This is a genomic window from Coleofasciculus sp. C1-SOL-03 (assembly GCF_040220555.1).
GTDB lineage: Bacteria > Cyanobacteriota > Cyanobacteriia > Cyanobacteriales > Coleofasciculaceae > Coleofasciculus.
Map to the genome: position 1 here is coordinate 17,421 of NZ_JAVJUO010000110.1, position 22,854 is coordinate 40,274.

Consider the following 22,854-nt stretch of genomic DNA (forward strand, 5'->3'; position numbering starts at 1 on the left):
CGAATAATACTCTGTCAATTACCTTAGGAAGTCTCTTAAGTTTTTACGAAGAGGTACTCCACTGATGAAGATTCTAGTATCTGCCTATGCCTGCGAACCGGGTTGCGGTTCCGAGGAAGGAGTTGGTTGGAATATGGCACTGGCGGTTGCCAAGTATCACGAAACTTGGGTGCTAACCCGAACGATTTTTCGCGATCCTATTGAGGCAGAACTTGCTCGTAACCCCATCCAAAACCTGCATTTTATCTATTTCGATCCCTTGAATTGGACTGAAGATTGGAGAGGCAGGCAAGGGGCAGTTCAACTTCACTACTATCTATGGCAGATTCAAGCTTATTTTGTGGCGCGTCCGTTGTATCAGCAGATTGGTTTTGATATAGTCCACCATGTCACATACGTCAAGTTTTGGTCGCCAAGCTTCCTAGCGCTGTTGCCAATTCCCTTCATTTGGGGACCTGTGGGCGGTGGTGAACAAGCACCCAAGCCCTTCTGGCATGATTTTAGTGGCTGGGGAAAGGTTTACGAAACCCTGCGAGACTTAGCTCAACGGCTAGGTGAGCAAGATCCATTTACTCGGATTACGGCTCAGCGAAGTATCTTAGCTCAGGCGACAACGGAGGAAACCGCTAAGCGGCTGTTAAAGCTGGGCGCAACCAATGTGCAGGTGTTTTCCGAAACAGGGTTATCTAAGCCAGAGCTAGCCCGCCTAGAACAGTGTCCAATCCCAGAGAGTTCTCCCGTGAGATTTATCAGCATGGGTAGGCTTTTACACTGGAAAGGCTATCATCTGGCAGTACGTGCCTTTGCCAAGGCGGAATTATCAGCGGCTGATTACTGGCTGCTAGGAGATGGACCTGAACGAGAACGGCTACAAGCTCTGGCTGAAAAGCTAGGGGTGGCTTCCCAAGTCAAATTCTGGGGAAAGCTACCGCGTGAGCAATTGATGGATAAGTTAGGACAATGCCATGTCTTAGTTCACCCGAGCCTACATGACTCTGGAGGATGGACGTGCTTGGAAGGAATGGCGGCTGGACGACCGGTGATTTGCTTGAATTTGGGTGGACCTGCCACTCAGGTTACCCAGGAAACTGGTATTAAGGTGTCAGCCTCTGATCCCCAAGAAACTGTTAAGGGTTTAGCTGAGGCAATGACACGTTTAGCGGGTGATGCCGAGTTACGAGTTCGGCTGGGACAAGCCGGTCAAAAGCGCGTCAAGGAGGTTTATGATTGGGAGGTTAAAGCAAAAATTTGGGTTCAGCTTTATCAAGACGTTGTAGCACAAAAGTAACCCGTTGATAGCAATGCAACAGTTATGGAACGGAAACTTAAACTGACCACTCTCGGTGTGGAACTGGCACAAGCGGATAGATGGCCCGATGGATGCCCAATTCTTAAGGCATGGCGTGGTGCTTATTCTCCAGCGTTTAATCAGGTGGTTCAAGAGACATTTGAAATTATTGAGGATGAAGAGGCTGACGGATTTCTACTGCCATCGAATGTGTCGTTCTATTCCCCCAAGCGACTCCACGAAATTGGCGCAATAGTGTCTCAGCTACAATTACCGTCAATTGGCTTTGATATCAGTCATGAGCGGCGAAAACCGAAGTGGCTGGACTATATTGTTCGATTTTCTTGGTATCGATCACTTCATGAGCCAGGGATTATTATTAGTCCGGCGTTCCTTGATTCAGATGGATTTGATCTGATGGCAGAATTTGACATCCGTGACTGGCAACCCCTAGAGAAGGAACCATTGCCAACCGTGAGTTTTTGTGGTCGTGAAGGAGGAACCCTGGGACTTGCTATCTGGAGGATGATGCCCAAAAATCTTACCCGTCGTATGGCAACTAATTTTTTCTGTAGCAGAACTCGTGGTATTCGCATGACCTGTTGTCACCCACTGCGAGTTGATGTGATGCAGATTCTGGAAAAAGATCCGCGAATCAAGACTGATTTTATTGGGCGAAAAAAAGCAGGGATGAGTCCTAACGTACAGGGAGACTTACGTCGCCAATTTCTGGACAATTTGATGCGTAATGCCTATGCCCTTTGCGTTCGCGGTACGGATAATTATAGTTGGCGATTCTATGAGGCGCTTTCTCTAGGTAAGATCCCAATACTTATTGATACAGACTCTATGTTACCTTTGGAAGAAGAGATACCGTGGGATCAGTTTATTGTCCGAGTTCCTTCTACCCGTTTACCTGAGTTGCCTGATCGGTTGATGGAATGGCATTCTCGGCTTTCCCCCTCTGAATTTTGCGATTTGCAGCGAGAGTTACGGTCACTTTTTGAGCGGCTAACCCCAGCACGGTTTTATCCGGATGTATTTTGGAAAGTGTTACAGTGACAACTTCCAGACACTCATATAAGTACAGTAGACCCATGGTTAAGATAGATAAATATTTGAAAACGGTATCATTTAACGTGCGAAAAGCATGGGAGGCAAGAATTCCGCAAGGTATCGTTTGTCACCCCTACAAGTTTATCTACTTTCCGGTTCCGAAAGCAGCTTGTACCAGTCTTAAGCAAGTGATCGCCGATCTTTGTGGACTTGAGCAAAAGTTTGATCCTAACTTTATCGATTTTGAATGGGTTTCAGGTCAACGGTTAAATCAATTTCCTGATTATTTCCGGTTCACTGTGGTTCGTAATCCTTGGGATCGATTGGCTTCATGTTATGGAAATAAAATAAAATCTGCTAATAATCCTTTTCCCTCTACCTTTGATCGCTATAATCAAGTTTTACAGGTGAAAGTTTTTTATCCGGAAATGCCCTTCGACCAATTTGTGAAAAGGGTGGTACTAATTCCGGATGTATTATCGGATGAGCATTTTCGTTCTCAAAAAAGACTTGTCTGTGATCCGAAGGGGCGTTTATTAGTACATAAAGTGGCTAAATTAGAAAATTTCAATGAAGATTTAACTGAAATTTTCAAAACATTGCAGCTGCCAAGTATCAAGATGCCCCATCTTAATCAAACAAGTTCCCGTAGATATAAAGATTATTACGATGATCAGCTTCGGGATTTAGTAGCACGCCGTTATCGCTCAGATATAGAAATGTTTGACTATAGGTGGTGATGATTACTTGATGAATTGATAACAAGATTTGACGGAGTAAATTGTTGACACCCCCTTAATGGTTCAAGGCAAAAGACGTCACCTCTACCAGGAACTTAGCCGCCGCTTCTGGATTATGCTGGGCAATAAACTGCTGTGATTGTTGGCCCATTGAAACAATTAAATCTGGATTATCCATAAAACGTCTCATCTGTTCAGCTAATTCTTCCGGATGATAGGGGTCAAAAATATAACCATTGTCCCCTTCCACAACAAGTTCAGAGGAACCCGCCCATTTAGAACACAAGATAGCTTTACCAAAAGCCATAGCTTCCAGCAAAACTACCCCCCAGATATCCTCTAAAGTGGGAAAAATGAAAACATCGGCTTGACGGAAATAAGCACCCAAGCGGTCATAATTTCCCCAACCTACCCAGTGTACAGAATCGGTTAACCCCTGAGTTTGACTATAGGCTTCTAGTTCTCCCCGTTGTTCTCCATCACCTACGATGAGCAACGTATATTTTTGATAGCCCTGCTGCTTGAGCATCGTGCAAGCCTGTAAGAGAAACTGAAGTCCTTTCCGAGGGATGACTTTGCCCACAAACAGAAAAATGGGATGCTGTAACTCGGGTTTAGGTTCTGAGTCCTCTTCTTGACGTCCCAGTAAGGTTTTGACATCTGGGACTTGGTAAGGTCGAGCAAAAACCCGCTGTTCTTCAGCGCCTAAGACTTTGGTCAGATAATTTTTGCCACCACTCGTATTTGTGATGAAGGCATCCGCGAAGCGAACCATTGCGCTTCGCAAAATTAAACGGGATCTGGAATTGATATAGTCTATGGTTGGGGAACTACCATCATAAACAATAACAACCTTCCACATTCCTAAGGGTTTAAATAGTAGAGCGAGGAGCGTCCAGAGAGAAAAACCACTAACAAAGATGACATGAGGTCGAAACTTGAGCAGATAACTGATAATTCGAGGAGATACAACAATTAAGCCGGGACTGTAACCAGCGCCTTGAGTTGTGGGGACAAATTGCGTTTTTCCCACCACTTCAACAGTAAATGTTCCATCAAATCCCGGAACAAATCCTTCCCAATATCCAGTATAAATGGTAGTTTTTGGAAAGGTTTTTGTGAATTCTTTAAATAGTGGCTGCCAGTAATTTTGTCGTTCCATCGAGGGAAGCAACCAAGCGACATTAATATTTTCTTTAGTCTTCACTTGTTAATTACTCCAATATTCAGTCCCCTAAACTACATTAAATAGAAAAAACGCTAGAAACATTGTTTAGAGACGTAGCAGGCTACATTTCTACTTCATATCTTCATTTTTTTGCGTTGTTCTTTCGTGGCATAGAAATGGGATTCCCTAAATCGTCCATTTTCCTTAACAAATGCCATATCGACTTGAGCCAGTGCGCCATCAAGGGGACGAACGCAATTGCCAAAAATATCATAGACCACAAATCCCTGACTTTTCATATAAGTTACAATTTCGTAAAATTGGGGACTATTAACCATGAATTCAAAAAGAGACACTTCCAGGATAATCAGTTCTGTCTCTTGCAGTACATTTTTTGCTCCTTCTAGCACGTCTAGTTCTGCTCCCTGAACGTCTAGTTTAATCAGATAGGAGCCTTTTAAATTCTTTTCGGAACATAAATCATCAAGGGTTACCATGGGGACTTCACGGGGAACTCCATCAGCATCACTGCCTTCCATTTCTTTGAGGATCGATGATCCCTGTATGCCTGGGTGGACATTTATGATAATGCTTCCGGGACTTTTGCCAGCAGCAGCGATGACGTATTGGGCTTTGTATTTCTGGCAGATATCTTGCAGGAATCCTTCACACTCGGCTACGGGTTCGACGAGGAGATGCTTGGCTTGAGGAAATTTTTCGTACAGTTCAAATGTGCCATAAGCGACACCGACATCGATGACAGTTTGGGGTTGGAAGTTAAGAGATTTGACATGATCAAGGACTCCCGCTAGGGACGTTCTCACTCGGCGGCGTGGGATGTCAAAGCCAAGGGGTTTGAAGGTGTTGTAAGCAATTTTTTTCAAAATCTCTCGCGTTCTCATTCTGGGACTCCATGGTTGAAAAAGTAGTGGGAAAATATTAGTTTTTGCTCAAGCGTCTCTGTGTTGTCAGGTTTTATTATCTTCAGCAGCACCAAAGATTGAAATTGAAACCAATCTGACATAAGGGAGTATCCAAAAGAAAAACCACAACCGACTCGCATGGCGTTGACAAAACACCTTTGACTCAGCGGGTGGAAACCCTTTGATTTGATTGGCTTTTTGCCATCGCTGTCTCAGGGTTAATTCGGGGGCTAACCAGGCATGGGCTTGGGGAGGGTTAGTTTGGCATTTTCCGGTATATCCGGGGGCTACCCAAACAGTACACCCTTGTTGTTGCGCCCGCAAGCCGTAATCAATGTCGCCAATACTATGGGTAAAGGCAGGATCTAGATTCCCAACGGCTTGGACAACGGAACGGGGGATTAAGACACAGTTACCATTCATTGTGTCAACGGGTTGAGGGTCTTGCCCGGGTTCTACCAGCTTATATTTGAAGGGATGCCACCAGCTATTTCGCGCTAAACCTCCATAGGTGAGTTTTCCCGTTTCGGGATGTGCCATGGAACCAACGATAATTGCCTTGTCCTCCCCTTGTGCGGCTAGGTGGTGAGAGGTGGTGAGTAGGGATGCGATCGCGTCTGGGTAAAGTACGGTATCATCATTGAGCCAGAGGTAGTAGTCGTAGTCGTGTTTGAGCGCTTCGGCGAAGGCTTTGTGCATTCCTCGGTTCCAATAGAGGTTCCCATCCCCCTGGAGAATCTTAACCTGAGGATAGGTTTGTCGCACTACCTCGGTTGTACCGTCGGTGCTGCCATCATCGACTAAATAGACATCCAGGGTGACTTCAGCCGGGAGTAGCTGGTTAAACAAGGCGGCTAGACAAGCTAAGGTTTTGGCTTTGCGGTTATGGCAAGTGATCAGGATGGCAGTGCGATCGCGGTTCATATTTCAGATTGAGATGAACGAGTGGATACCTGGTGTAAGTTTGGGTTGGAATTTGGCTGAAGGTTCTCACCCGTGACAAGGGAATAACCAAGTGAGGTATAATATTTTATATTATTATACGAACTTAAGAAAGGATTCAAGAGAGGTAACTTTTTGAGCTTTTTTTGACTTGACCAGTCCCAAAAGTTAGTTACCTAATCGATTGGACTTTGGACAAATAGGATTTTTACACTGCATATAGCGTAAGCTTTCTAAATTTTTACCCTAGATGTAGTGCCTGTAAGCGTTTTGTCCAAAGTCCAGTAATCGAAAAAGCAAACAGATTAGCGAAACCTCTAACATGCCCAGTATTAGCTGTATTATTGTAAGTTATAATAATGAAATAGTTTTGAAGGATGCTATCACTAGCGTAATTAATCAGACTCTGCCAGTGACTGAAATTATTATTGCGGATGATTGCTCGACAGATAATTCGAGAGAATTAATTGCGTCATTTGCTCATAAATATTCTCAAATTCAGCCAATTTATAGGGAGAAAAATATTGGAGTAGCAGCCAACAGAGACTTAGCAATTAGATCAGCTCAAAGTAAATTAATTACAACATTAGATGGAGATGATTGGTACTCTTCACGAAAAATTGAGCGTGAGTTTATAGCAATGAAAAATACTCCAGGAGTCGTGGCTTTTTCGGATGTTTACCTTGCACACAAAGACATAAAACATAGTCGTGTTTTGGATATGTCAGAGTTTGCGAGTTTGGAGAGAAGAGAAAGGTTGCGTTGGATGGTTAATAATGTAGTAAAGATACCTAGAGATATGCTAATCCCCAAAAAACTCTATTTAGATGTTGGGGGCATACGAGATAGTTTTGCTACCTATGAAGATTGGGAGTTTAAAATACGGCTAGCGGCATCTCCCAATCAATGGGTGCATTCTGGTATCGTAGGTAGTAATTATCGTCAGACTGATTCCGGCTTATCTAAAATGAGTTTACTCAAGCATTGTCAAGATCAGTACAAGGTATTAATAGCAAATCATGAACTACTCAAAGAGCATCTTGGTGAGCATGAGTTTTGGCTGGCTGTTGCCGAAGTTCTTATGAGAGCAGGACGTTCTTTATTTGGTATTCGTAGCAAGTTAAGGAAATTACGCAACTTGAAAATTTGAATTCATAAAGATAAATAAATAGATTGAACTGTACCTAATTCCCGCAAAAAATTATTTCCCGGAATTATAGCGACCTAAAGAGGTTCGTTCTTTTAAGAGGGGCTGAAACCCTGGCAATGTCATTACTTTGGGTAATGCTTTTTCCCAAATGGGATACTCCCAGTTTATCCAAGTCAATTAGCTCTGAAGTGTCTTATTGAGGCTTATCAGCAGTCATATTCAAGACAAAATCCCCGTATTCTCTAATCATAGATGAAGCTATGTCTGCTAACTGGCTAATGCTGGTTTCAACTGGCAGATATCGATAGCGAAAGGAAGCTAGCCTAGAATCATTTTCTTGATAAAGGATATCTTGAGCAAAGTTACCCCAGCGGGGTGGCATTAAATCTAGTGTCATACCCGCATGAGCAGAGGGTAGCAGCATATTGGAGCCATGAACACCGATAACTAAACGACTTTCTGAGTAGAGTTTACACATTTGCTTCTCTATTTTTTCGTCAAATTTATCAATTCTTACGTCTTCTATCCATTTAGGGAATTTAGTCTGTGTACCTAGTCCTGCAACCACAAATTTTGCTTCAGAAACCTGTAACCTAATTTTATTAAATAATCGTTTTACCCGCCAATTCTGGATCAATAATCCCAGGTGAAGTATTCTTAGTTTTTTGATAAGTCTGAAAAAAGACATACTACACCATGGGCGATCCTCACGCCATATAAATGTTATCTTAATGTCTTTTTGTTCAAAGCGATGCTTTTCTACTCCCGTAAACCGAGTAATGTCAAACTGACAAGGATGGGAATATGCCTTGCTGATATAAATTTTATCAAAGCGTTTCAATTCTTCACTGACAAACTCAGCCAAGCTAGGATAGTAACATCGTCCCTTTTTGAGAGGGATTGGCACTGTCCACACTTCAGCAACGCCTTCGGGAATCATCCATCTCAGGAATTGGGGAATTATAATGATTAAGCCAAAATCCGACTGATGATCTAAATGCCTCTGAGCATTAAGCAACTTGAGTAAACAATGTCCATACAGATAGTCAATGCAGTTTAAAATAATAACTTCATGAAAAACCCGAAAAACTTCTTTAGAAATGTTTAGCCTTTCAATTTCAGGATTTTGAATAGATTTAAAGAGGTGTGTTGCTAACCCAACGGGACTTGATTCATATCCAAACAAGGCTCCTTTCTCGTAATCAATTTGATAAGGTTTTTGAATAGCATGACTAACAGGGAGACTTTCCAGGAGTTCACTCTGACATTTAATACATTTAGAGCTAACCATAACGTGCATTCCCATAAAGCTTACTTGAATAGGTTTGAGATAGCTTTGGCAATAGGGACAATTGGACTGGTGTTGAATAATAGGTTTAATTTCAATCATCGGATCAACTCCATTAATCTTGAAGCACCCTTATAAAAGTTGAAAGAGCGGAAAATCATTTTGCCAACTAATCTTAATTCGCTAAAATAAAAGTTCATGATCACGATTACTATAAAATAAGTAATGAGTGTAGCCATAGTAGCGCCAATTGCTCCAAATCTTGGAATTAATATCCAGTTAATTACTATATTTATTAATGCTCCTACACCACTTAAATAAAGAGAATATTGTAATATACTCTCTACAGCAAGATAAACACTTCTGGCTAGCCCGAAATTGCTACCAAACTGTGCCCAGATATACAGAGATAAAATAGAAGCTGAAGACGCATAAGATTGACCATACAGTAGACCAATTAGGTAAGGCGATAATAAAGAAACTGGCAGAGCTATTAATATCCATAACAAAGCCATAGAATCAAAGTAAATTTGCATCTTTTCAATATATTCATCGGGATTTTTTTGCTTCAAAGCTGAAAATTTTGGAAATACTGACTGATAAATAATCACCGGGATAAAATCAAATATTTCCGATAGCTTTACCGCCACTGAATAATATCCCAGCTGAGTTGTATCAGGCAATAAAGAGCCTAGCATTACTTGATCAATTTTTGAATAGACATAAACAGCTAATCCCGAAAAAACGAGGGGCCAACTTTCCTGAAGTAAAATTTTGGCTCGTTGAAAACTCCATCGCCATCTTTTTAGATGATTACCATTGATATAATAAGCAATAACCATTGCCAACCCTCTTAAAGCAGATTCAGCTAAACTTGCCCAGGCAAAGGCAATCACAGTCATTTGTAGCCGAATCAATACAATTCTTAACACGGCATAGACAGCCGAAACAAAATTGTTAGCAACAACAATATATTTAGATTTGAGTTGAGACTGGAACCAATAATCAATGGTTTTAAATGCTTGAAGTATTGTACTGGTGGCAACAATACCAACTAACCAGCGAGTTAGGTAATCATTTGGTTTAAGTAAAGAAATGATTCCGACCGTTAATAGGAGAGTGGCGATACCCCCGATTAAGCGAATGACAAAAGCAGTTCCAAGGGTTTCCTCTTTACAAGAAGGATCACGAGCAATATCACGAATGACGAGCGTACCTAGACCTAATTCGGCAATCGCACGAAATAGTGAGACAAATGTAAAGGCATAGGTGAGAAGTCCATAGCTTTGGGGTTGTAGGTAACGCGCAACCCAAATACCTACCACTAAACCCAGCCCCAGTTGGAATATCTTATCCACCAGTAACCACGAGACATTGGCAATAACCTGACGTAAGCCGGGACTAAGTTTTTGAATTAATCTTGTTAGCCTATCGAACATTAAAGTTTTACATCCACTAAAAAATAAAGTTTAAAAAATTGGAACAAAACAATAGACTGGTTATTACCCTTAATCTCGGATACTTGTTCTAGTAAATGGCAATTTTGACTTACGCACAATAGGTTTTTGAATGTTAAGATTCATACTGGGTTTATCTAGGGTATTCAGGCTCAATCGGGTTGCCATAAAAACATACAAAATCCAAGTCATAGAAATATAATTTATACCAGATTCGGTCACATTAGTCATAATAATATAGGTAAAAATTAACAAAGGTAAGACTGATTCTGGGTCTTGACTCCGAGTTAGATGCAAAACTCCATAATAAACACTTATTAGTAAGGAAGCAATAAAGAGTGCCAATCCTATCCACCCCACCTCTAGAGCAATCTCTAAATAACCATTGTGGCTTTGTTCGGGCATAAAACCATTAAATTCAGGAAATCTTAGCATAAGTGCTGGATTATCAAGTCCTCGCCAAAATTGCCAAAAGCCTTCGTATCCATAGCCAAACCAAGGATGCTTATTTACTGCTTTGATAACTTCTCGCCAAATGTAAGTTCGTCCTGTTAATGTCATATCTTTGCCCAGTTTTTCTACGATCAGATACTCTGCATTTTCACTGATCAAAATAACGAGGCTAATTCCTATTGCCAGAAATATCCCCATAGAAGCAAACGCTAAACGGGGAGGTAACTGCCTGAGAAAACGAAGAAAAACTAATAAGAAAATTAATATAATTAACAAAACTTTAGCCATTCCACTGTTGGATTGTAGAGCGCAAAAAACGGCTAAAGCAGACAAAGCCAAAAACAAAGCCTTATACCGGGGAACACGAATGGATTGCAAATACAATAAAATGGCTGCTAAATCCATGGTAAAACCAAAAATGTTTTTGTGGATATAAATACCCTTCCAATTAGAATCTCTGCCAAAAAATAAGCTTAGCAATAGAGCAATGACATGATGCCAAAGCAATAAATCAAACAACCCTTTCATGCTATATTGTTTTCCTACATAGATAAAGCAAACCGTGACAATAAGTAAAATGATAGTAGCTTTAAATGTATGCTCTGGTGTTGCTGACAAAATAGACGCGATTAATCTAAACAAAATAAAAATACAAAAAAATGGATTGGCTTTTAAAAAGGTAATTAAAGCAGAAATATAGGATCTTAACGTATAGCGAAATCTGGGCAAAAGTAACACGAAAAAAGGGGCATAGAAACTCAATGCCATAAGAATATAAGAAAATCGTTGTCCAGGTACATAAAACGCTTGCGGATGAAACCTGCCTGTAAACTTTATCGTCATCCCGCCGATAATCAACATTGATGAAATAATAAAGATTTTTTCGATGATTTTAGCCCATTTAAGATTACGACTAATGAGTTGATAGCTGATTATAAAATAAACAATTGATGCTAAAACAAGTAATGTAAAAACTAAAGGATGTAAAATTAACTGTTTCATTGAATAACATTCATTTATATTTTAGTTCAAACCTAAGACTTAGAACAATTATAACTCTTGGCAAGATAAAATTAAGAATAGTCACAGTCTCAGGAGCGAGATGACCTATGGTTGGTATACCTCTACAACGAACGCCGTCAGTTTTGACAGGTCTACTCTGTTCAGTACCACTGATCATGATGTCCGTATCTCCTAGTATCGCTCAGTTACCGAATTTTGAAGACCAGGCACTCCCCCAATCGCCAGTCAATTCATTACCCTCTGAGTCAGCTTACACCTTAGGCGGTGGCGATCGCATTCGCCTGGATATTCTAGAAGTTCCCCAGTATAGTGGAGAATACCAGATTCCACCAGGGGGTTCCCTCTCCCTACCTCTCGTGGGTAGCGTGTTTGTGGAAGGGCTGACCTTAGAACAAGCGACCCAGACTATATCCAATCAGTATGCTCGCTTCCTGAAACGGCCCCTCGTCACTGTCATTCTCCTAGCACCTCGTCCCATCACTGTTTCTGTTTCCGGGGAAGTCAATCGTCCGGGCTACTACGCCTTAGTGCAAACAGGAGGCGGTGGATTTGCCACCGGACCACGACAGGCAACCTTAACCCAGGCATTGGCAGAAGCCGGGGGAGTAACGCTGTCCGCTGATATTCGCCAGGTTCAGATTCGTCGTCCCCAAAGCCGAGCTTCTGAGCAAGTGTTCACCGTCAATCTTTGGCAACTTGTGCAGACGGGCAATCTACGCCAAAATCTGGTGTTGCGCGATGGAGATGCTATTTTTGTCCCCACCTCAACTCAAGTCAATCTCCAACAAGCGCGGCAAATCGCAGCAACTGCCTTTGCGCCTGCGCCTGATACGCCTCGTACTGTTGCCGTGGTTGGTGAAGTCAACCGTCCCGGTACCTATACCGTCTCTGGAGAAAATCCCACTCGGTCTGAACAAACCCTTGGCTTCCCCACGGTAACCTTGGCAATCCAGGAAGCGGGGGGTATTAAACCCATGGCAGATATTCGCCAGATTCAGATCCGCCGCGTGACTAAAACAGGCACAGAACAAATTATTTCGGTAAATTTGTGGCAACTTCTACAAGCAGGCGATTTCACACAAGACGCCGTTATCCAAGAAGGAGATACAATTATAGTTCCCACAGCTACCGATGTCAGTCCGGCAGAGGCAACGGAATTAGCGACGGCTAACTTTGCCCCCAATACCATTCAGGTGAGTGTGGTTGGAGAAGTAACCGAACCAGGACTTGTGGATGTGCCCCCCAATACCCCTTTAAATCAAGCCCTCTTGGCAGCCGGCGGATTCGACCAAAGCCGCGCCCGGAAAAGTTCTGTGGAGCTGATTCGGCTTAACCCTGATGGCACTGTTGCTAAACGTACTGTACCAATTGATTTTGCCCAAGGGATCAATGAGTCAAGCAATCCCGTACTCCGCGATAATGACATTATTGTGGTGGGTCGCTCTGGAATCGCCAAGGTGGGAGATACTATCGGAACGGCGTTATCGCCCGTAGATCGAATCTTCGGATTATTCAGACTTTTTGATTTCTTTGGATTCTGAAACCCTCAGTCAATATATGCAGAAAGTATGTCAGGTTTGACATAATGTTTACCCTAACCCACTCCGCGATAATGACATTATTGTGGTGGGTCGCTCTGGGATCGCTAAAGTTGGAGATACTCTGGACACAGTATTAACCCCCGTAGAGCCAGTTTTCGGATTGTTCAGATTTTTTGATTTCTTGGGAATCTTTAGCCCGAGGTAAGTCTCCTGTTAAGATTGCTGTATTTTCGCGAAAATCCGGCAGAATCAGCGCCAGCACTGAGTCCAGTCATCTCACCTAGCACTTTCGTAGAATAGATTTATGGATAAGTTCTCGCCTGTGGCTCCCGCAAAACTGGATCAAACAGGTATTATGACTTTTTCTGGGTTACAAGTACACCCAAGACGCTAGAGGTGCTTTCGATGGATACCGAACACAATCTACCACCGTTTTCAGGTCAAGCGAATGGAAAATCCCATCAGTCGTGGTCTCAAGCCCACCCAACCGAACCTGATGAAAGTAGCGGACAGACCATTGATCTAGCTTGGGTGTTTGCTGTTGCCCGTCGTCGAGCCTTAGTGATGGGGAGCGTGGCTTTTGCCTTGATCGTACTCTCTGGACTCTGGCTGGTCTGGAACAAGCGCCAGACTGTTCTAGAGTATCAAGGTTCATTTAAACTTTTAGTCGAACCCGTCACAGCTGAAGGTCAGCTAAGAGATCAATTTTTATTGTCTCAAAATCAAAACTTAGACATCCAGAGAGTTCAGATAGAAAAAAGCTTGTTGGACTACGAGACACAGATTCGGGTTTTGCAAAGTCCGCAAATCCTGATGCCTGTGATTCAGCAACTGCAAGTTCAGTATCCAGAGATTGATTATAGTTCACTAAAGAATAGCCTATCTATTTCTCGCATCACTTATGAAAAAGATGACAAGGAAGAAGGCACAAAGATTCTAGAAGTTAGGTATCATGATCAAAATAGCAATAAAATTGAATTTGTACTAGAAGAACTTGCTCAAGCTTATCTAAACTATAGCTTACAAGAGCGTCAAAAAAGCATTCAGCAAGGTCTTAAATTTATTAAAGCTCAACTGCCTGATCTTCAGCAGCAAGTTGATACGCTTCAGGGACAATTGCAAAACCTCCGCCAACAGTACAATTTAGTCAATCCTAATGTAGCCGACCAAGCCCTGACTGGACATCTCAGGGATATTCAGACAGAGCGCTTAAACACAGAAATTCAACTAGCTGAAACTCGCGCTCTCTACCAAACGCTGCAAAAGCAGTTGACTGAAGCTGATGCAACGGCTATTTTATCTCAGGAAGCAATCGCCTATGGTTCGTTAATCGATGAACTTCAGAAAGTAGAGGCTGAGATAGCCTCAGAATCCCCTCTATTTCGTGCCGATAGCCCACCCATGGAAATCTTGCGTGAACGACAGCAAAATTTGCGGCTTTTGTTGAATCAAGAATCTCAAAATATTCTGGAAAATATAATCGGTCAAATTGAGGGACTTGAAGAGCGCTACAATACCATTGTCAAAACCGAAAATCAGATTAATCAAAAGCTGGAACAGTTACCTATTGTGACCCGCCAGACGGCTGATTTAGAACGGAAACTAGAAGTTGCCACAGATAACCTAAAAGAATTTTTGAAGAAACGAGAGGCTTTGAGGTTGGATGCGGCTCAGCAAGAGATACCCTGGCAACTGATTAATCCACCTCAGTTGTCTAGCACAGAAAGCGGTACTTTGATCCCTGTGGAATCTACATCAATCAAGCGCCCGTTCGCGGTAGCTGTGGTTTTAAGCGTACTGTTGGGCATAGGGGTCGGTTTTCTGGTCGAGGTTCTCCATACCGTCTTCCATACCCCTGATGAAATAAAAGGAGCAACTCGACTACCTATCTTGGGCGTGATTCCTTTTACCAAGAAACTGAAAAAACTTCCCCAGAAATCCCAGCAACTGGCAATCGTGGCACAGGTTGCGGAGTTGACGCCAACCCCAAAACCTCACCGTTGGTCTCATAATGGAGATCAGGCTTACTCCTACAGTACATCTCCTTTTATCGAAGCATTCCGCTCTCTCTATACCAATATTCGCTTACTCAGTTCTAAGCGGGCGATTCAATCCTTAGCCATTAGTTCAGCTATACCTGGGGATGGCAAAACCACAGTTGCAGTATACTTGGCAAAAACCGCCGCTGCAATCGGTCAGCGTGTCTTACTCATCGATACCGATTTGCGACGTCCTCAGCTTCATACTCGCCTAGACTTGCCCAATACCCAGGGACTCAGCGATATTATTGCAGCTGAGGTCAATCTCCAAGATGCTATTCAGAAATCTCCCCTGGAAGAGAATTTCTTTGTCTTGACGGCTGGTCAAAGCTTATCTGACCCAATCAGACTGCTCTCTTCTGATAAGATGCAGTATCTTATGGATCAAGTTTCAGCCCAGTTTGACCTAGTTATCTACGACACCCCACCGCTATTAGGCCTGGGAGATGGCAACCTGCTTGCGGCTAAGGCAGATGGCACAATACTGGTAGTGGGGATTGAAAAAACAGACCGTTCCCTGGTGATGAAAGCCTTTGATGGATTAAAGATTGCTAGAGCATCTGTTTTAGGGATTGTTGCCAATGGTATTAAGACAGAGGCAACTCACTCTTATGGTGTCTATCGCCGATAGGCTCTAAGGGAACGTCTCCAAATACATCCCCAAGTGTTTCTTTGTGATGTCTTTATAACTTACTGCACTCGCTGAATTTCTGCTTTACGCTGAATGCTCATAACCCCCAACCAGATTGTCGCACCCAGCACCAACAGTACACGATATTGTAGCAATAACTCGTTGTCAATAAAAGTCATGAAAACATTTCGCGGGAAACACATGACGAACATCACAGTTAGGGCAAAGAAGGTGGCTCTATGGCAATGGTGTAAATGCCGCCAGAATGCTGCCATCAGAGGTGCTAACGCAATTAAGTCATAATGGTGGGCGAAACCAAAGAGTAACGAAATAGCCATCAACAGTCCAATCACATCGTCGATGAGCAGTCGGGAACGATACCGCCAAAGTAGACCCGTAATTACAATCCCCAAAGGCAATAACTGTGGCACTTGAATTTCAGCAGCATAAAGTAAATTTTGGATACTAAAAACGGCTGGAGAACCTAAAACATTAGCAAATACATTTTTATGTTTTCCCAGGGAGGCAAACCATTCGACAAACACCTCAATTGGACCCGTAATCGCTATGGGAACTAGACAGAAAATCAAAGTCGTGACGGCTGCTACTGCCAAAACTCGCCACCGCCGTTCTAACAGCAGCCACAGGATAAACAGTAGGCTCAACTGTGGCTTAATGGTAGAAATGGCAATCAGAATACCACTTAAAACCCACTTATCGCGATAAGCATAATACCAACCACTAACTAGCGCTGCGGCGACAATCAAGGTTGTTTGTCCCAGGAGAATGACATTGAGAGTAAAGGGATTAGCCAGAACAATGGCTGGAATAAACCACACCGAACCAGAACCCTTAACCCTTAGCCGTTTCATCTGAGGCTGTTTAACTAGTAGCACACAGAAATAAGCTAAGACCCCAGCGCTAACCCCATTTAAAAGGGTCATCACCACTTTTGCCGGTGTCCAAGGAAATGCGCCTAAGAGAAGACACAGGGGGGCAATCTGAGGTGGATAGAAAAAACTTCCTAAACTCTGGTTTGCCCCTAATCGGCTAGCTATTTCTGAATCATAAGCATTTGATCCTTCCCACCAAGATAATCCAGCTACATACAGGTATTTCGTGTCCAAGTGTTGGTTGAATCCGATGATGGCAACTACAACCAGCACTATACAAGCACCTAGCAAACATGTGACCCGAACCCAAAAATTTTGGGAAAGACGAGAAATTAATCCAACGAATTTCAACAATACCTTAAAATACAAGATTTATTCAGGGGCAGAATACTGACCATTGGTGTCAACTTTTGGTGAAAGCCCATTATCGTGTAGAGACGTTGTCGGCAATGTCTCTACTTCTTTTTACCACCAACTGGTGTTCTCAGTACAGCATAGCGATTCAATCCGATCACGCCTTTGAAGTTGGCATCGCTGAGATTCGCTCCCTGTAAGGTTGCGGCCATCAACGCAGCTTGGGCAAAATCAGCTTGTGTCAAGTTCCCATAACTCAAATCTGCCCCGGTTAAGTTAGCGCCGCGTAAATCGCATCGGGTTATAGTTATATTCGTATAGGTTAAATTAGCCCCAGTTAACGTGAAACGAATTAGATTGGCATCTTATAACGTGGCACCAACCAATGTAACATGACTTATAATTCGCCTCTGGCAGTTGCGCCTGCGGCAAATCCCCACTCCTTTTGTATTTGTCAGAGTCGCGCTGTGCAGGTAAGCCAAAGGGAGAATCACCCTCGTCACTTGGGGATTGGTCAGATCTACTTGTTCCAGATTCACCCCGGTCAAATTGGTATAGTTTGTGGACTATTGGGAACCAGTACTGACAGATTGAACCTTTTATGATACAAAAGGAGAAAATACGTGATTATCACCCCCATGCTAGCCAACTCAGCTAATCGTCATTTGTGTTTCTGGTTTACTCCTTTCCTGCCAGAAAAATACCTATCGTATTGTTCTACTGAGATCAGGGTTTGAGCTATCTAGTTGTAGGTAATCTTAGATCGGGAAGGGAATAAATCCTTTCTTAGGAAGGAATACGAACTCTTGTTTCAAAAAACTTTAATCCAATCACTATGTCAAATACTCACCCTTCTAACCGCCATTTTATTATGGCACGCTCATGGATCAAAGAAAATTTTGTAAATTTACTTGTTTTGGCTTTCTTTTGTATTAGTTTTATCGGCATACTTAACCATGAAATGTGGCGAGATGAACTGCAAGCGTGGATGATTGCGAGAGACAGCTCATCACTTATTAACTTGTTTGAAAACTTAAGGTATGAAGGACATCCGGGTCTTTGGCATCTGGGTCTCTATGTAATTACTCGATTTACAAGTAATCCGTTTTGGATGCAAATATACCATTTAATAATTGCGACTGCCACAGTCTATGTGTTTGCTCGGTTTTCACCCTTTACTCGACTTACAAAAATACTTTTTTCTTTTGGGTATTTCCCTTTCTATGAATACTCTTTAATTAGTAGAAACTATGCCCTAGGTGTTCTCTTAATTTTTATATTTTGTACATTATTTAGAAAGCCTGATCGCAACTATATTATTTTTTCAATCATCCTTACTTTATTAGCCAATACTAATATATATGGCACTATGATTGCAATAGCAATAGGGGCAACCTTAGTCTTTGAAGTTATTTTAGAGGGCAATATTAATAGGATTTTAGCTGATAAAAAAAATCAAAGAATAATTGGCATTGTGATATTTTTTATAGGTGTTGGTGGAGCAATTATTCAAATGCTGCCTCCCCCAGATAGATGGCATGGCGCAGATTGGAAGTTAGATTTAGATATAGAAAGATTGACCCAAACCATTAGTACTATACCGAAAGGTTATCTTCTAATGGTGTGGAATTATATACCTATGTCTGATAATTTTTTGTTTAACCTTTTTATTTTTTCGGTTTTAATAGGCATTTCCTTGATTTTAATTAATCAAAGAAAAGCTCTGTTTTTATATGTTTCGGGAACTTCATTAATCCTCTTATTTAGTTATACTAAGTTCATTGGTTACTGGAGACATTACGGAATTTTATTTATTTTATTAATAGCTTGTTTATGGCTATCTTATAACTCTAACAGTGAGAACTACAATAACTACAACAACTCAAAGAGCCAAAAAATATTTATTAAAAGGTTTATTGATTTATTCAAACGAAATAAAGTTCCTTTAATAATACTGCTAATGTTCATTCATTTAGCTGTGGGTATACGGTTTTTCGTTCGTGATTTAATCTACCCGTTTTCAGCCAGTAAAGCCGTAGCAACTTACATCCAAGAAAAAAAGCTAGATAACTTGATTATCGTTGGGTATCCCAGTAGTAGAGTTTCACCTATTGCTGGGTATCTTGATAAAAAAGTTTACTATCCCCAGCAAAATTCATTTGGTAGTTTTGTTGTTTGGAAAAAAGACAACATGAAAGAGATGACTACCCAAGAAATTCTAGAACATACGTACAAAATTAATCAAAATAATCCTAACCAATCTCTACTCTTAATTACTAACTATTCACTAGAAGAAAATGATGAAATCACATTTGTAAAACCCAATATTAGCATATCTAAAAAGTCTGAATTCACAAGAAGCTTGTTTGAAAAGTATTATCTCTATATTGTAAAGCGTTAGCTGTGTAATAATATTAATTAATTAATACTTTATTTATCTTTAAATCACTGCCAGAAAAAGAAAATACATGATCTATCCAGGGGTAGAATCGTGACCATTGGTGTCAACTTATGGTGAAAGCTCATCAGCGTGCAGAGACATGCCCTGCAACGTTTCTACTTCTTTTTACCATCAACTGGTGGTCTCGGTACAGCATAGCGGCTCAACCCGATCGCGCCTTTGAAGTTGGCGTCGCTGAGATTCGCGCCCTGTAAGGTTGCGCCCATCAACGCGGCTTGGGCAAAATCAGCTTGGGTTAGGTTGGCGTAACTCAGATCTGCTCCAGTTAAGTTAGCGCCACGTAAATCACATCGGGTTAAATTGGTATAGGTTAAATTCGCCTCAGTTAACGTAGAACGAATCAGATTGGCATCTTCTAACGTGGCACCAACCAATGTCACATTACTTAAATTAGCCTCTCGCAATTGCGCCCCCTGTAAATCCACACCACTTAAATCGGCATTCGCCAAAGTCGCGCTGTGTAGGTAAGCTGAATCAAGAATCGCGCCAGTCAATTGGGCATTGGTTAGGTCTGCGATCGCGAGTTTAGCATTGATCAAGTTTGCCCCCTCCAGATTCGCCTTGGTCAAATTAGCCCGATTGAAGCCTATCCCTTTTAACTGCGCCCCTTGTAAGTTCGCCTGACTTAAATCCGCGATCTGAAAATTGCTCCCATTAAGTACCGCCCCTTGCAGTCTTGTCCTCACCAACATCGCGCCATTGAAGTCAGCGTTACTGATATAGGCTTGACTTAAATTAGCACCGCTTAAGTTGGCGCTATCCGCATTAACGGTATCCAAATTGGCAGAATTTAGGTTAGCACCCCTCAAATCCGCTGAACGAATATCAGCGACTTCCAGTTGGGCGTCGGTTAAATTAGCATTGCGTAAATCAGCACTGACTAAGTTGGCGTTGGTGAGTATGGCTTCCCTTAAGTAAGTGCGGACTAGGCTGGTATAGTCAAGTTGAGCCTCTTGGAGATTCGCACGACTCAGTAGCGCCCCATCCAAATTAGCCCGATACAAGTCCGCCCCCTGGAGGTTAGCATCGCGCAAATCGGTGACGACGGCTGCATACCAATTGACCATAAATGTGGGAAGATAACCCAGCCAGGATAAGGTATTGTAGAGATTATCGGGTTCGACCTGAGAAGGTAAGGGGTTATCAGCATCCAGTTCTCTTAACCCCAGTTTCGCTTCCCTCAAATTCGCCCTTGCCAAATCTGCCCCAGTCAGTTTAGCACCGTTCAATTCGGCATTGCTGAGATTGGCTTGGTTTAAGTTAGCCCCCGCTAGGATTGCTCCTTTTAAGTTAGCACCGCTCAACTCTGCCTGCTGAAGATTGGCATTGGTTAAATCAGCATCGGTTAAGTCACATTGAGGACAAGCATTAGTTGTTTTGAGTTGTTCTACGTGTTGAGGATTAGCCGCGTGAATGGTGTGGGTGAACCCTGGAGTGATGAGGAGGGAAATCGCCAAGACAAGTGTTTTCAGGAATGTAGGGGCGGGTTTGACTCTTATCGCTTTTTTTCCTACCCCGATGTGACTAAATCCACCCCAACCGAGGTTTTCAAGTTTGAGGGGAAGAATGAGAGGGATTTTCATGATCACACTTGTGCGTAGCTCATTGTTTGAACCTGTTTAACTTATAGCACTACGCATTGAGGTTAGGACAATCAAATTAGGTGAAAAGGCAATAGGGAATGGGCAATAGTGAAGAAAAACGCTTACTCATCAAGGGATTGAACGATTTTAATTTTTTTTATTTGTCCTAACTAGAGTGCGTAGTGCTATAGTCCATTTTAATGGACTTAAGCTATTAGCCCGGAGTTTGAACTCCGGGCGGGTGTCGGGGCTTACTCATCGAAGGAACAAACGCCAGTTTATACCCCGTTCCGCGATCGCGATTCCATGATCCCCGAAATGCGACAAATGCACCATTGTGATACTTTGCCGGAAAAGTCTGTTTATCATAAAATTTTAGTCCTAAAGCAGCGGAGTAGGTTTGCCATCGTAGTCCTCAGAACCTTTACTTGGAGTAAGTTTCGAGCATTTTTGAACCAGAATTTTTACAGAGTGTTGAAAACCTTATTCTATGATTAATCCAGGTTTTATAAGCCTTTTGGCAATCGTGGTGAGAAATCCGAGAGATAGGGGGTTGAACCGAGAATTTTTGTCAAATCACCGTTATCGATGACATCAGTCCAAAGTCCAATGAAAATCTCAACTCTAAAATGAGATGCGACCAGATATCCCACATCTGAAATTAACCAACAATCTTGTCTTGGTTTAGCTCATTACTGCTGAGACTTCTGTGTTTTTTCAGAAATCTTTTGAGATTCCTTCAGATAATCCTGGTTAATCTTTACTTGCTCCGTGAGCGCTTCTGTCTGTGCATTAGTTGCTTTGACATGATGCTTCACGGCAGCTTCATAAGCTCTCTTAGAGGGTTCACCGTGCTTTTGATCAGACTTTTCAGCTTCTTCGATGATAGCCTTCGCTTCCTGCTGTATGGTTTGGCTGTACTCTTCTAAGGATTGTCCATGTTCTGGGTTCCCTTTCTCTTTGAAAGATTTCCCCAGCTTCTCTAGACGTTTACCCTGTTCCTCAAGCTGCTTGCCATGTTTCTGTGCTAGCTCATTAGTTTTGTCAGAAATATCTTCCATATCAGGTTCCAATATTCACAACTACTATCAGGTTAATACTGAGACATAGTGTCTATCACCTGTCTAAAGGTAAACATCCGGGGATTTCCCAGTGAATTGAACAAGCTGAGCAGATGATGAAAAGCTCTGAACTCAGTCTTTATGAAAACATGGCTCAGCATGAACTGCTAAAACATGGTCAAGTCATGTCAGGACTTGTGGTTCATAAGGCAGCTCAAATCGCTGGTGCGGATGTCGAGGAAGCATTTTCTCCGCTAAATTCGGTCACCTTGATCCTAACTTACGCCTCTGGCTCAATTCCAGCCGCTCGTAACTGGGCGATCAAAGCTTGAACTCGTTGCTGTTCTTGTTCAGCACGTTGCTGTTCCTGTTCAGCGCGTTGTCGTTCCTGTTCAGCGCGTTGTCGTTCTTGTTCAGCGCGTTGTCGTTCTTGTTCTACTAATTCTACTCCCCAAGGTAAAAGTTGTCCCGATTCATCCCACCATCGCAACCAATACCCCTGACGGTTTCCCTTCCTTCCTGCCCACACACCCAAAAATAAACCCAGCGCTTCTATCCAATAGCGCCTCTGTTGCGGCGGCGGCAAGACATAATGTCCAGCATCATTGAGCTGATACATTTCCAGCACACCTTGTTCAGGTTCAAAAATTCCATACTGGGGAACTCGCAACACTTGCTCATAAAAATACCATTTCCCTGGAGGATATGTCGGCTTAATCGAATATTCATTTCCTTCTGTATCTGAGAGAAATTCGATCACAATTCCTGGAATATCCCCTTGCAGGTGTGGCGTATAACTGCGG

Annotated in this window: 18 protein-coding genes and 2 pseudogenes; 8 read left to right on the top strand and 12 right to left on the bottom strand. The window is 42.3% G+C overall.

Features of this window, described 5'->3' with window-relative positions; translation table 11 throughout:
* Window positions 1-64: 64 nt before the first annotated feature.
* Genes RIE73_RS17925 through RIE73_RS17935 form a run of 3 tightly spaced genes read left to right on the top strand, consistent with a single transcriptional unit; the run spans window position 65 to window position 3,084 of the window.
* Window positions 65-1,288, top strand: coding sequence for a glycosyltransferase family 4 protein (locus RIE73_RS17925; RefSeq protein WP_446402468.1), 1,224 nt, complete (start codon window positions 65-67; stop codon window positions 1,286-1,288).
* Window positions 1,289-1,312: 24 nt separating this feature from the next.
* Entirely contained in the window at window positions 1,313-2,350 is a 1,038-nt protein-coding gene (locus tag RIE73_RS17930) for an exostosin domain-containing protein (RefSeq protein ID WP_446402469.1), read from the top strand.
* 35 nt (window positions 2,351-2,385) lie between these two features.
* On the top strand, window positions 2,386-3,084 hold the full coding sequence (locus RIE73_RS17935) for a sulfotransferase family 2 domain-containing protein (RefSeq protein WP_446402470.1): 699 nt from the start codon (window positions 2,386-2,388) through the stop codon (window positions 3,082-3,084).
* A gap of 55 nt (window positions 3,085-3,139) precedes the next feature.
* Here RIE73_RS17935 and RIE73_RS17940 read toward each other — a convergent pair whose 3' ends face one another.
* From RIE73_RS17940 to RIE73_RS17950, 3 genes are all read right to left on the bottom strand, one after another.
* Entirely contained in the window at window positions 3,140-4,291 is a 1,152-nt protein-coding gene (locus RIE73_RS17940) for a glycosyltransferase family 4 protein (protein WP_446402471.1), read from the bottom strand.
* Window positions 4,292-4,386: 95 nt separating this feature from the next.
* Window positions 4,387-5,154, bottom strand: coding sequence for an FkbM family methyltransferase (locus RIE73_RS17945; protein WP_446402472.1), 768 nt, complete (start codon window positions 5,152-5,154; stop codon window positions 4,387-4,389).
* 66 nt (window positions 5,155-5,220) lie between these two features.
* Entirely contained in the window at window positions 5,221-6,099 is an 879-nt protein-coding gene (locus tag RIE73_RS17950) for a glycosyltransferase family 2 protein (protein ID WP_446402473.1), read from the bottom strand.
* A gap of 340 nt (window positions 6,100-6,439) precedes the next feature.
* Here RIE73_RS17950 and RIE73_RS17955 point away from each other — a divergent pair, with 340 nt between their 5' ends.
* Entirely contained in the window at window positions 6,440-7,267 is an 828-nt protein-coding gene (locus tag RIE73_RS17955) for a glycosyltransferase family 2 protein (RefSeq protein ID WP_446402474.1), read from the top strand.
* A 193-nt stretch (window positions 7,268-7,460) separates the two neighbouring features.
* Here RIE73_RS17955 and RIE73_RS17960 read toward each other — a convergent pair whose 3' ends face one another.
* The 3 genes from RIE73_RS17960 to RIE73_RS17970 form a co-directional block, all read right to left on the bottom strand.
* Entirely contained in the window at window positions 7,461-8,657 is a 1,197-nt protein-coding gene (locus RIE73_RS17960) for a hypothetical protein (RefSeq protein WP_446402475.1), read from the bottom strand.
* Window positions 8,654-9,994 carry a flippase gene (locus tag RIE73_RS17965; protein WP_446402476.1) on the bottom strand — a complete coding sequence of 447 codons (1,341 nt, stop codon included), beginning with the start codon at window positions 9,992-9,994 and terminating at the stop codon, window positions 8,654-8,656. Before RIE73_RS17965 ends, RIE73_RS17960 begins: the two co-directional genes overlap by 4 nt.
* Window positions 9,995-10,063: 69 nt before the next feature.
* Window positions 10,064-11,467, bottom strand: coding sequence for an O-antigen ligase family protein (locus RIE73_RS17970; protein WP_446402477.1), 1,404 nt, complete (start codon window positions 11,465-11,467; stop codon window positions 10,064-10,066).
* Between the two features lie 176 nt (window positions 11,468-11,643).
* Between RIE73_RS17970 and RIE73_RS17975 the strand changes: the two genes are divergently transcribed.
* Complete coding sequence (locus RIE73_RS17975) at window positions 11,644-13,029, top strand: SLBB domain-containing protein (RefSeq protein WP_446402478.1); 1,386 nt, start codon at window positions 11,644-11,646, stop codon at window positions 13,027-13,029.
* 405 nt (window positions 13,030-13,434) lie between these two features.
* Complete coding sequence (locus RIE73_RS17980) at window positions 13,435-15,699, top strand: GumC family protein (RefSeq protein WP_446402479.1); 2,265 nt, start codon at window positions 13,435-13,437, stop codon at window positions 15,697-15,699.
* Between the two features lie 59 nt (window positions 15,700-15,758).
* Here the strand turns inward: RIE73_RS17980 and RIE73_RS17985 are convergent, their stop codons facing one another.
* Window positions 15,759-16,865, bottom strand: coding sequence for a glycosyltransferase family 87 protein (locus tag RIE73_RS17985; RefSeq protein WP_446402480.1), 1,107 nt, complete (start codon window positions 16,863-16,865; stop codon window positions 15,759-15,761).
* Window positions 16,866-17,047: 182 nt separating this feature from the next.
* On the bottom strand, window positions 17,048-17,299 hold the full coding sequence (locus tag RIE73_RS17990) for a pentapeptide repeat-containing protein (protein ID WP_446402485.1): 252 nt from the start codon (window positions 17,297-17,299) through the stop codon (window positions 17,048-17,050).
* Between the two features lie 482 nt (window positions 17,300-17,781).
* Between RIE73_RS17990 and RIE73_RS17995 the strand changes: the two genes are divergently transcribed.
* Window positions 17,782-19,347, top strand: a complete 1,566-nt coding sequence (locus tag RIE73_RS17995; protein WP_446402481.1) for a hypothetical protein — start codon at window positions 17,782-17,784, stop codon at window positions 19,345-19,347.
* Window positions 19,348-19,502: 155 nt separating this feature from the next.
* Here RIE73_RS17995 and RIE73_RS18000 read toward each other — a convergent pair whose 3' ends face one another.
* The 3 genes and pseudogenes from RIE73_RS18000 to RIE73_RS18010 all read right to left on the bottom strand — a co-directional run bounded on the left by RIE73_RS18000 (window position 19,503) and on the right by RIE73_RS18010 (window position 22,051).
* Entirely contained in the window at window positions 19,503-20,990 is a 1,488-nt protein-coding gene (locus tag RIE73_RS18000) for a pentapeptide repeat-containing protein (RefSeq protein ID WP_446402482.1), read from the bottom strand.
* Between the two features lie 244 nt (window positions 20,991-21,234).
* Window positions 21,235-21,396: pseudogene (locus RIE73_RS18005) on the bottom strand (PQQ-dependent sugar dehydrogenase); the annotation flags it as partial.
* A 286-nt stretch (window positions 21,397-21,682) separates the two neighbouring features.
* Window positions 21,683-22,051 carry a hypothetical protein gene (locus RIE73_RS18010; RefSeq protein ID WP_446402483.1) on the bottom strand — a complete coding sequence of 123 codons (369 nt, stop codon included), beginning with the start codon at window positions 22,049-22,051 and terminating at the stop codon, window positions 21,683-21,685.
* Between the two features lie 95 nt (window positions 22,052-22,146).
* Between RIE73_RS18010 and RIE73_RS18015 the strand changes: the two are divergent.
* A pseudogene (locus RIE73_RS18015) lies at window positions 22,147-22,317 on the top strand (hemerythrin domain-containing protein); the annotation flags it as partial.
* Window positions 22,318-22,331: 14 nt separating this feature from the next.
* Here RIE73_RS18015 and RIE73_RS18020 read toward each other — a convergent pair.
* Window positions 22,332-22,854 (bottom strand): Uma2 family endonuclease (locus RIE73_RS18020; protein ID WP_446402484.1); only part of this gene is annotated, 523 nt, incomplete at its 5' end.

What these genes read in the sequence shown, in the direction of transcription:
- RIE73_RS17965 (WP_446402476.1), bottom strand. Translation starts at nt 9,994, where the DNA reads ATGTTCGATAGGCTAACAAGATTAATTCAAAAACTTAGTCCCGGCTTA.
- RIE73_RS17935 (WP_446402470.1), top strand. Translation starts at nt 2,386, where the DNA reads ATGGTTAAGATAGATAAATATTTGAAAACGGTATCATTTAACGTGCGA.
- RIE73_RS17960 (WP_446402475.1), bottom strand. Translation starts at nt 8,657, where the DNA reads ATGATTGAAATTAAACCTATTATTCAACACCAGTCCAATTGTCCCTAT.
- RIE73_RS17980 (WP_446402479.1), top strand. Translation starts at nt 13,435, where the DNA reads ATGGATACCGAACACAATCTACCACCGTTTTCAGGTCAAGCGAATGGA.
- RIE73_RS18010 (WP_446402483.1), bottom strand. Translation starts at nt 22,051, where the DNA reads ATGGAAGATATTTCTGACAAAACTAATGAGCTAGCACAGAAACATGGC.
- RIE73_RS17930 (WP_446402469.1), top strand. Translation starts at nt 1,313, where the DNA reads ATGGAACGGAAACTTAAACTGACCACTCTCGGTGTGGAACTGGCACAA.
- RIE73_RS17970 (WP_446402477.1), bottom strand. Translation starts at nt 11,467, where the DNA reads ATGAAACAGTTAATTTTACATCCTTTAGTTTTTACATTACTTGTTTTA.
- RIE73_RS17925 (WP_446402468.1), top strand. Translation starts at nt 65, where the DNA reads ATGAAGATTCTAGTATCTGCCTATGCCTGCGAACCGGGTTGCGGTTCC.
- RIE73_RS17955 (WP_446402474.1), top strand. Translation starts at nt 6,440, where the DNA reads ATGCCCAGTATTAGCTGTATTATTGTAAGTTATAATAATGAAATAGTT.
- RIE73_RS18000 (WP_446402482.1), bottom strand. Translation starts at nt 20,990, where the DNA reads ATGAAAATCCCTCTCATTCTTCCCCTCAAACTTGAAAACCTCGGTTGG.
- RIE73_RS17975 (WP_446402478.1), top strand. Translation starts at nt 11,644, where the DNA reads ATGATGTCCGTATCTCCTAGTATCGCTCAGTTACCGAATTTTGAAGAC.
- RIE73_RS17945 (WP_446402472.1), bottom strand. Translation starts at nt 5,154, where the DNA reads ATGAGAACGCGAGAGATTTTGAAAAAAATTGCTTACAACACCTTCAAA.
- RIE73_RS17950 (WP_446402473.1), bottom strand. Translation starts at nt 6,099, where the DNA reads ATGAACCGCGATCGCACTGCCATCCTGATCACTTGCCATAACCGCAAA.
- RIE73_RS17995 (WP_446402481.1), top strand. Translation starts at nt 17,782, where the DNA reads ATGTCAAATACTCACCCTTCTAACCGCCATTTTATTATGGCACGCTCA.